General features: G+C 66.2%; 7 protein-coding genes, 1 tRNA gene and 1 pseudogene. 4 read left to right on the top strand and 5 right to left on the bottom strand.

The annotated features are described in order from the left end of the window. Positions 1 to 86 precede the first annotated feature (86 nt). Positions 87 to 569 (top strand): annotated as a pseudogene (locus ACWDO5_RS34160) (tyrosine-type recombinase/integrase); the annotation flags it as partial. 202 nt (positions 570 to 771) lie between these two features. Here the strand turns inward: ACWDO5_RS34160 and ACWDO5_RS34165 are convergent. Together ACWDO5_RS34165 and ACWDO5_RS34170 are read right to left on the bottom strand one after the other, a co-directional pair. Further along, complete coding sequence (locus tag ACWDO5_RS34165) at positions 772 to 1,383, bottom strand: hypothetical protein (RefSeq protein WP_450534433.1); 612 nt, start codon at positions 1,381 to 1,383, stop codon at positions 772 to 774. A 445-nt stretch (positions 1,384 to 1,828) separates the two neighbouring features. Continuing rightward, positions 1,829 to 1,902 (bottom strand) — tRNA-Gly (locus tag ACWDO5_RS34170). A gap of 469 nt (positions 1,903 to 2,371) precedes the next feature. Between ACWDO5_RS34170 and dcd the strand changes: the two genes are divergently transcribed. Together dcd and ACWDO5_RS34180 are read left to right on the top strand one after the other, a co-directional pair. After that, complete coding sequence (dcd, locus tag ACWDO5_RS34175) at positions 2,372 to 2,947, top strand: dCTP deaminase (protein ID WP_450534434.1); 576 nt, start codon at positions 2,372 to 2,374, stop codon at positions 2,945 to 2,947. 3 nt (positions 2,948 to 2,950) lie between these two features. Further along, positions 2,951 to 3,448 carry a phosphoribosyltransferase gene (locus ACWDO5_RS34180; RefSeq protein ID WP_450534435.1) on the top strand — a complete coding sequence of 166 codons (498 nt, stop codon included), beginning with the start codon at positions 2,951 to 2,953 and terminating at the stop codon, positions 3,446 to 3,448. Positions 3,449 to 3,532: 84 nt separating this feature from the next. On the opposite strand, the gene ACWDO5_RS34185 is transcribed toward ACWDO5_RS34180, so the two are convergent. The 3 genes from ACWDO5_RS34185 to ACWDO5_RS34195 form a co-directional block, all read right to left on the bottom strand. Then, positions 3,533 to 4,432: a Yip1 family protein gene (locus tag ACWDO5_RS34185; protein ID WP_450534436.1), complete on the bottom strand. Its 900-nt coding sequence runs from the start codon at positions 4,430 to 4,432 to the stop codon at positions 3,533 to 3,535. A 268-nt stretch (positions 4,433 to 4,700) separates the two neighbouring features. Then, positions 4,701 to 6,971, bottom strand: a complete 2,271-nt coding sequence (locus tag ACWDO5_RS34190; protein ID WP_450534437.1) for a heterodisulfide reductase-related iron-sulfur binding cluster — start codon at positions 6,969 to 6,971, stop codon at positions 4,701 to 4,703. 122 nt (positions 6,972 to 7,093) lie between these two features. Then, complete coding sequence (locus ACWDO5_RS34195) at positions 7,094 to 7,627, bottom strand: sugar transferase (protein WP_450534438.1); 534 nt, start codon at positions 7,625 to 7,627, stop codon at positions 7,094 to 7,096. Positions 7,628 to 7,871: 244 nt separating this feature from the next. Between ACWDO5_RS34195 and dnaK the strand changes: the two genes are divergently transcribed. Further along, a partial coding sequence (dnaK, locus tag ACWDO5_RS34200; protein ID WP_450534439.1) for a molecular chaperone DnaK occupies positions 7,872 to 9,094 on the top strand: 1,223 nt, incomplete at its 3' end.

Raw genomic sequence — 9,094 nt, forward strand, 5'->3', positions numbered from 1 at the left:
GGTTGTGTGGTAACTCCCATCTTCGCAGGTCAGCAGGCACCTCTCTTCATTTCTCTATCCACGGGACACGGGACAGTCGGTGGATCGAGGCTAAGTCTCGTGCGGGTAGGCGGGAGATCGTGCTGCCGGCCTTCGTGCACATCGACGTACGGCGGCACCTGGACTGGTTCGCCCAGCCCGGCTCCGATGGGCGGGTGTTCGTAGGGGAGAAGGGGGCGGCGCTGCGGGGTACCACCTTCGGCCGCAAGTGGCGCAAGGCCCGTGACGCGGTCGGCCTGCCGGAGGGCTTCCGCTTCTACGACCTGCGGCACACCGGCAACACCCTCGCCGCCGACACCGGCGCCAAGCTGAAGGACCTCATGGTCCGCGCGGGTCAGTCGTCCGAGAAGGCGCAGTTGATCTATCAGCACTCCACCAAGGAGCACCAGCGCAAGCTCGCCGCCGACATCGACACCGACGTCCGCCGCCAGCAGGTGAAGGCGGCGGAGGGCACCAGAGGGGGTGCGACTGTCCACCCGCTCGTTCCGCGTCCGCGTGATGTCGACGGACTGGCCTTGCGGGAGGTGTGACCCCTTTCTGAGCGCCGGACCGGCAACCCGCCGGTCCGGCGCTTCGCGGCGCCACACAGCCTCGGCGACCGGTCGGAGTCTGCCCTCCGACGCGGTGAGCAGTGCTGCGAGGCGAGGGTTCGCGGGCCTGAGCCGCTACCGCGGGCGCTGCCGCAACTGGCGTGCTTTTCGACTCGTGTCCGGCCCACCCTCTCCAGCGCGGTCAATCCCGCCTTGAGAGAGGGGTGCGCAGTTCGACGCGGAGTCGGATGGACGTGTCGATGGGCAGTCCCATTTGGACGTATCGAAGATCGTTCGAGTAGCGTGCGATGAGGTCGAGATCCTGTAGCTGCCGTTGCAGCTCGGAGACCAGTGCCTCATCCGTGTCGACGGGAATTTCGTCTGTTTCCTGCTCAGCCAGATGCTGAAGATGCTGGTCGATGGCCTCCACTGCCCGACTGCTGGTCCAGACGGCGAACTCCCGGCAGGCGAACAGGTAGGCATGCGCGGCGTACAGGGCCGCCGCAGCAGCCGACTCGTCTGCGTCATCAGGCCCGTCCTGGCCGTCGTTGTGGCAGTACTCGCTGAGCATGTACTCGGCGACGCCGCGCTTGACAGCAGAGAAGGCCGTCGAGTCGCCGAGAACGCCGTCCCAAACAGAATCCAGCAGGGGTCGCAGGCTCACAGTGAACGGGGCCTGCTCGTCCGCTGGCAGTGCCTCGTGCGAGCTCATCAGGCGTTCCGCGACTCCGGCAGCGAACAGAGCACGCTCGCCGGACGACGCTGCCTTCAGCCGCTCCTCGACCAGCGCGGAAAGTCTCTGCCATGTATCCATTTGAGCCCACCCCTGATTCGCAATGCCAACATACTCACGCCAGCCAGCGCGATGATCGCAGCCACATGTGACAACCCCACGCAAGAGCCCCCAGCACCAGCGAAGTGCCCGTTGGGTAGTGGCTGGCGTGACGTCGATAGCGTCGCGCGCTCCAAGAGCTGACTTCCAGCAGGCATGTGTAGCTGTTCTCCGTGAAGACCGGCCCGCCCGGGGCACACTCCGGTCCCCGGCCGTGGCCCTCAGTTCCGATCCGGTCAGCGTGTGGTGCAGATCACTCGAAACGGATCTCGCGATATGGGATGACCAGGCGTCAGGTCGGCGTCCGGGGGCTTGTGCTTCTCAATTTGGCGCGGTAATCGGTCCCGTATGGCACGCGAATGGCACGCGCCATGGAAATGGTCTGGACAACAAGAAAGGCCCGGGTCTTTGACCTGGGCCTTCGTCGTGGAGCGGGTGACGAGAATCGAACTCGCGCTCTGAGCTTGGGAAGCTCATGTTCTACCATTAAACTACACCCGCGCGACGGACCGTCTGACCGGCACCGCATCGGCCCACACTCTACCTCATCACGGCCCCCCGGCGAATGACGCCGCGGGGCCCGTGTGCTCTCGCGTCGCCCGATGTGGCTGCGGGGCAGGGGAGTTGAGGCGTACCTTTGAGTGACGGAGTGCCGCTCACCGATGCGGCCCGTTGATCCCCTAATGTTTGCTTTCGTCCGCATTCGTTGGGGAAGGGACTCGATGGACTTGATGGAGCGCACCGTCGTCCGCTGTGCCGAGGGGCACGTCTTCATTACCGCTTCGTTCCCGCTGCAGCAGCTCGGCGCCGATCGGATCGGGCCCGGGCGGCTCATCCGGTGTCCGCGTTGTGCGCGGCTTCGGAATGTCGTGCCTGTGGAGCCGGTCAAGCGGTAGGGAACGCGGCGGTCAGGGGGCGCGTGGGGCTGTCCGATTGGGGTGGGCCCGCGCGCTCTGCGTATCCTCGGGGCGTGCTTCTCTCAGACAAGGACATCCGGGCCGAGATCGACGCCGGACGGGTGCGCATCGACCCGTACGACGAATCCATGGTGCAGCCCTCGAGCATCGATGTGCGGCTCGACCGCTACTTCCGGGTGTTCGAGAACCACCGCTATCCGCACATCGACCCGGCTGTGGAGCAGGCGGATCTGACCCGGCGGGTCGAGCCGGACGGGGACGAGGCGTTCATCCTGCACCCCGGCGAGTTCGTCCTTGCGTCGACCTACGAGGTCATCTCGCTGCCTGACGACCTCGCCTCGCGGCTCGAGGGGAAGTCCAGCCTCGGGCGGCTCGGGCTCGTCACGCACTCGACCGCCGGCTTCATCGACCCCGGGTTCTCGGGGCACGTCACGCTCGAACTGTCCAATCTCGCGACGCTGCCGATCAAGCTCTGGCCCGGGATGAAGATCGGCCAGCTGTGCATGTTCCGGCTGAGCACGCCGGCCGAGTTCCCGTACGGGAGCGAGCGTTACGGGTCCCGCTACCAGGGGCAGCGCGGGCCCACGGCCTCGCGGTCGTACATGAACTTCCACCGGACGCAGGTGTGAGCGGTGAGTGATGTACGGGAGAACCTGACGTACGAGAGGTTCGGCGGCGCGATCCGCGAGCTCGCGCAGGCCATCGCCGACGACGGCTATGAGCCCGACATCGTGCTCTCCATCGCGCGTGGCGGGGTGTTCGTCGCCGGTGGGCTGGCGTATGCGCTGGACTGCAAGAACATCCACCTGGTGAATGTGGAGTTCTACACGGGAGTCGGTACGACGCTCGACATGCCCGTCATGCTCGCTCCCGTACCGAACACCATCGACTTCTCGGACAAGAAAGTCCTCATCGCCGACGATGTGGCGGACACCGGCAAGACGCTCAAGCTGGTGCGCGACTTTTGTATCGATCATGTCGCCGAGGTGCGCAGCGCGGTCATCTACGAGAAGTCGCAGTCACTCGTGAAGTGTGAATACGTGTGGAAGAGGACCGATCAGTGGATCAACTTCCCCTGGAGCGTCGAGAAACCCGTCGTGCAGCGATCTGGGCAGGTTCTGGACGCCTGACTGCTGCACCGTCTGCCCCGTGCATGCCATGCCTACGGAGAAAGGCCCCTACCGGCGCGGTAGGGGCCTTCGCGGTCGTACGGGTCAGATCGTGCCCAGCTTGATGATCGACAGCAGGGCGATCAGCTGGATCGCCGACGCACCCAGCGCCTTCTGCCACGGCAGATCGTGCGACTTGCTCACCATCGTGGTGAACAGCGCGCCCGCCGCCAGCCATGTCGCCCAGCCCAGCACCTGCACCAGGGAGTTCTCGCCGCCCAGGAAGAGGGCGAAGACCAGACGTGGGGCGTCCGTGATCGACATGATCAGCATGGAAAGGCCGACCGTCGGCTGCCACGCGCCGTCGCCGCCGAGCTGGCGGGCCAGGGTGTGCGTCACCGCGCCCAGGATCAGGCCGCCGATGACGAAGGCGACCGCCGTCGTCAGTACGTACGGGATGGCCGTGGAGATCGTCGCGTTGATCGTCTCCTGGCGGGCCTTGTCGAAGCCGAACAGCGCGAGCAGGCCGTACAGGAACGTGACGATCAGCGCCGGTCCCCACACGGGGTAGTCGCGCATCTGCCAGAACGTCGGGCCCGGGCGCAGCACGATGCCGCTCAGCAGTTGCTTCCAGTGCAGGCGCGGGCCTGTCGGTGCGGCGGGGGCAGCGCCCGCGCGGTAGGTCGCGCCGTTGCCGTACGGGTCCTCGTTGACGTTGAACGCCTGGGTGTGACCAGGGTTGTTGGCCGCGTACGGGTCGGGTGCGGCGGGGTGTTGCCGGTACGGGTCGCCGAAGTACTCCGGTTCGCCGTACGGGCCCTGGGAGCCCCGGGGCTGCTGATGGCCGCCGCCGCCCGCCTGGGGCCAGTGCGGCGGTGGTTGCTGCTGCGCATACGGCGGTGCCGCCTGACCGCCGCCGCCCCTGTAAGGCGGCGGTGCCTGCTGCGGTTGCTGCTGCTGCGAGGTGCGGTTGTCCCGGCCGCGTCCGATCCTGAATCCAGCCACGTAATGGAACGTACCCGGTCGGCGTCCGCGGGGTGACAGGAGATCGGGAACGGGGACGCCTTTGCGGCTGAGCTGTGACATCCCCTAGGGGAACCCTGGAAGGGATCCGCACGACGTAGACCCGCACGACGTGGACCCCGCGGGCCTGGGCTTCGGCATGCTGCGCCATCGCGGGGGCAGGGCTGCATCCGCCCGGCGAAACACGGAAGCGGCCGGTTCTGCCCCCGAGGCAGATCCGGCCGCTCACCTGTACCTACAGACGCACGGACTACTTCACTGGTTCAGATTCCGGCGCGCCCGCCGGCTCCTCGTCGTCCACCGGGTCCGCCGGAGGCGTACGCACCGAGTCGAGCAGCAGTTGCGCCACATCGACGACCTGGAGCGATTCCTTCGCCTTGCCGTCGTTCTTCTTGCCGTTCACGGAGTCCGTGAGCATGACGAGGCAGAACGGGCACGCTGTCGACACGATGTCCGGGTTGAGGGACAGGGCCTCATCGACGCGCTCGTTGTTGATGCGCTTGCCGATCCGCTCCTCCATCCACATGCGGGCGCCGCCGGCGCCGCAGCAGAAGCCGCGCTCCTTGTGGCGGTGCATTTCCTGCTGACGCAGCCCGGGGACCTTGTCCATGATCTCGCGCGGCGGCGTGTAGATCTTGTTGTGCCGGCCCAGGTAGCAGGGGTCGTGGTACGTGATCAGACCTTCGACCGGGGTCACCGGGATCAGCTTGCCCTCGTCGATCAGGTGCTGGAGCAGCTGCGTGTGGTGGATGACCTCGAACTCGCCGCCCAGCTGCGGGTATTCGTTCGCGATCGTGTTGAAGCAGTGCGGGCAGGTAGCGACGATCTTCTTCGACGACTTGGGCTTCTTCGTCGAGGGGTCTTCGTTGTCTTCGCCGTACGCCATGTTCAGCATGGCCACGTTCTCCTGGCCGAGCTGCTGGAACAGCGGCTCGTTGCCAAGACGGCGGGCCGAGTCGCCCGTGCACTTCTCGTCGCCGCCCATGATCGCGAACTTCACGCCCGCGATGTGCAGCAGCTCCGCGAAGGCCTTGGTGGTCTTCTTCGCCCGGTCCTCCAGCGCGCCCGCGCAGCCGACCCAGTACAGATAGTCGACCTCGGACAGGTCCTCGACGTCCTTGCCGACGATCGGGACCTCGAAGTCGACCTCCTTGGTCCACTCCACCCGCTGCTTCTTGGCGAGACCCCAGGGGTTGCCCTTCTTCTCCAGGTTCTTGAGCATCGTGCCCGCCTCGGACGGGAACGCGGACTCGATCATCACCTGGTAGCGGCGCATGTCGACGATGTGGTCGATGTGCTCGATGTCGACGGGGCACTGCTCCACGCACGCACCGCAGGTCGTGCACGACCACAACACGTCCGGGTCGATGACGCCGTTCTCCTCGAGCGTCCCGATCAGCGGGCGCTCGGCCTCGGCGAGAGCCGCCGCCGGGACCCCGGCCAGCTGTTCCTCGGACGCCTTCTCCTCGCCCTCCATCGTCTTGCCGCCGCCGGCCAGCAGATACGGGGCCTTGGCGTGCGCGTGGTCGCGCAGCGACATGATCAGCAGCTTCGGCGAGAGGGGCTTTCCGGTGTTCCAGGCCGGGCACTGCGACTGGCAGCGACCGCACTCCGTACACGTGGAGAAGTCGAGGATGCCCTTCCAGGAGAACTGCTCGACCTGGGAGACGCCGAAGACGTCGTCCTCGCCCGGGTCCTCGAAGTCGATCTCCTTGCCGCCGCTCGTCATCGGCTGGAGCGCGCCCAGTGCCGTCGAGCCGTCCGCGTTCCGCTTGAACCAGATGTTCGGGAAGGCGAGGAAGCGGTGCCAGGCGACACCCATGTTGGTGTTGAGCGAGACCGTGATCATCCAGATCAGCGAGGTGCCGATCTTGATCATCGCCGTGAAGTAGATCAGCGTCTGGAGCGTGGAGACGCTCAGCCCCTCGAAGGCCAGGACCAGGGGGTACGAGACGAAGTACGCGGGCTCGTAGTGCTCCACATGGTGGATGGCGCCCTCGAGTCCGCGCAGGGCGAGGATCGCGAGGCCGATGGTGAGGATGACGTACTCGACGAAGTACGCCTGCCAGGCCTTGGAGCCCGCGAAGCGCGACTTGCGGCCAGCCCGGGAGGGCAGGTTCAGAAGCCGGATCGCCATCAGGATGACGATGCCGACGACGGTCATCAGACCGATGAACTCGATGTACATCTCGAACGGCAGGAAGCCGCCGATGACGGGCAGCGTCCAGTCGGCCTGGAAGAGCTGGCCGTATGCCTGCAGCAGGGTGGGCGGCAGGGTGAGGAAGCCGATCGCGACGAACCAGTGGGCGAAGCCCACGATCTTCCACCGGTTCATCCGGGTGTGGCCGAGGAACTCCTTGACCAGGGTGATCGTGCGCTGCTTGGGGTTGTCGGTACGGCTGCCCGCAGGCACGGGCTGGCCGAGCCTGACGAACTGGTAGATCTGCGCGACTGCTCGGGCGATGAGCGCAACGCCGACCACGGTCAGGACCAGCGACACGATGATCGCGGCGAGCTGCATTGGGGGCTCCTCGGGCCTGCGAGGTGGGAATACCAGCTCTACTAAGCGGTAACTTATTAGTCCGCTGAGAGTACCCACTTATCCCGCCGCACTGTAGTCGCGCAGCCGGTGATCTGTGTCGCTCAGGCAAGCCTGCCCGGGCGGACCGCGCGGCGTCCGGCGAGAGCGGTCGGCAGGGTGCGGGCCAGGATCAGCAGGTCCAGTCCCAGCCAGTGTTGCTCCACATAGTGCAGATCGAGCACTGCCATCTCCTCCCAGGGGAGTTCCGAACGGCCACTGATCTGCCACAGCCCGGTGATTCCGGGGCGTACGCCGAGCCGTGCCCGGTCCGCATAGTCGGAGTCGTCCGGGCCCGGTGGCCGCGGGCCGACCAGGGACATCTCGCCGCGCGCCACATTGATCAGCTGTGGGAGTTTGTCCAGGAAGTGGCGGCGCAGTGGCCGTCCGACGGGCGTGGGGTCCAGGTCGCCTGCCCGCTTCGTGCGGAACGTCAGCATCGCAAACGTACGGCCGCCGAGGCCGGTGCGGTCCTGGCGGGCCAGGATGCCGCCGGGGGAGGTCACCGCGACGGCGGCGGCGACAGCGAGCAGCAGAGGGGACAGGAGGAGCAGCAGAAACAGACTGCCCGCCAGGTCGACGGCTCGCTTCGCAGGCATGGACCAGGCCCCTTCGTCGCGATCTTCGTCATGATTGATGTCTCTTGACCGTTTTTTGCGGCTATGACTCTCGCATGTGAAGGCCGCTCGAGCCGACGCGCCACGCCTGTCCCGCGAGGCCGTGCAAGGCTGCACATAAGCGCCGGATAAAAGTTGAGTGGGGTCGACTCAGGTCTGTTGACTTCGGTGGAGCCGGTCATGCATCCTTGAGCCAGATCTACTCAAGTCAGCTGGAGGAATTGAAATGGCACGTGCGGTCGGCATCGACCTGGGCACGACTAACTCCGTCGTCAGCGTTCTGGAGGGCGGCGAGCCCACCGTCATCACCAACGCCGAGGGTGCCAGGACCACGCCGTCCGTCGTCGCCTTCGCGAAGAACGGTGAGGTGCTGGTCGGCGAGGTTGCGAAGCGTCAGGCAGTCACGAACGTCGACAGGACCATCCGGTCGGTCAAGCGCCACATGGGCACCGACTGGAAGATCGAGCTCGACGGGAAGACCTTCAACCCGCAGCAGATGAGCGCCTTCATCCTGCAGAAGCTGAAGCGCGACGCGGAGTCCTACCTCGGCGAGAAGGTCACCGACGCGGTGATCACGGTCCCGGCGTACTTCAACGACTCCGAGCGCCAGGCCACCAAGGAGGCCGGCGAGATCGCGGGTCTGAACGTCCTGCGTATCGTCAACGAGCCGACTGCGGCCGCCCTGGCCTACGGCCTGGACAAGGACGACCAGACCATCCTTGTCTTCGACCTCGGTGGCGGCACCTTCGACGTCTCGCTGCTCGAGATCGGCGACGGCGTCGTCGAGGTGAAGGCGACCAACGGTGACAACCACCTCGGTGGTGACGACTGGGACCAGCGCGTCGTCGACTACCTGGTGAAGCAGTTCGCCAACGGGCACGGCGTCGACCTGTCCAAGGACAAGATGGCTCTCCAGCGTCTGCGCGAGGCCGCGGAGAAGGCGAAGATCGAGCTGTCGTCCTCGACCGAGACGACGATCAACCTCCCGTACATCACGGCCTCCGCCGAGGGCCCGCTGCACCTGGACGAGAAGCTCACGCGCGCCCAGTTCCAGCAGCTCACCGCGGACCTGCTCGAGCGCTGCAAGACCCCGTTCCACAACGTCATCAAGGATGCCGGCATCCAGCTGTCCGAGATCGACCACGTGGTGCTGGTCGGCGGCTCGACCCGGATGCCCGCCGTCGCCGAGCTCGTCAAGGAGCTGACCGGCGGTCAGGACGCCAACAAGGGTGTGAACCCCGACGAGGTCGTCGCCATCGGCGCCGCCCTCCAGGCCGGTGTCCTCAAGGGTGAGGTCAAGGACGTCCTGCTCCTCGACGTGACCCCGCTGTCCCTCGGTATCGAGACCAAGGGTGGCATCATGACCAAGCTCATCGAGCGCAACACCACGATCCCGACCAAGCGGTCCGAGATCTTCACGACGGCCGAGGACAACCAGCCGTCCGTGCA

The organism is Streptomyces sp. NPDC000880 (assembly GCF_053599675.1).

Bases quoted from the DNA above. Each gene is read 5' to 3' on its own strand.
- ACWDO5_RS34165 (WP_450534433.1), bottom strand. From the start codon at position 1,383: ATGGATACATGGCAGAGACTTTCCGCGCTGGTCGAGGAGCGGCTGAAG.
- ACWDO5_RS34195 (WP_450534438.1), bottom strand. From the start codon at position 7,627: ATGCCTGCGAAGCGAGCCGTCGACCTGGCGGGCAGTCTGTTTCTGCTG.
- ACWDO5_RS34190 (WP_450534437.1), bottom strand. From the start codon at position 6,971: ATGCAGCTCGCCGCGATCATCGTGTCGCTGGTCCTGACCGTGGTCGGC.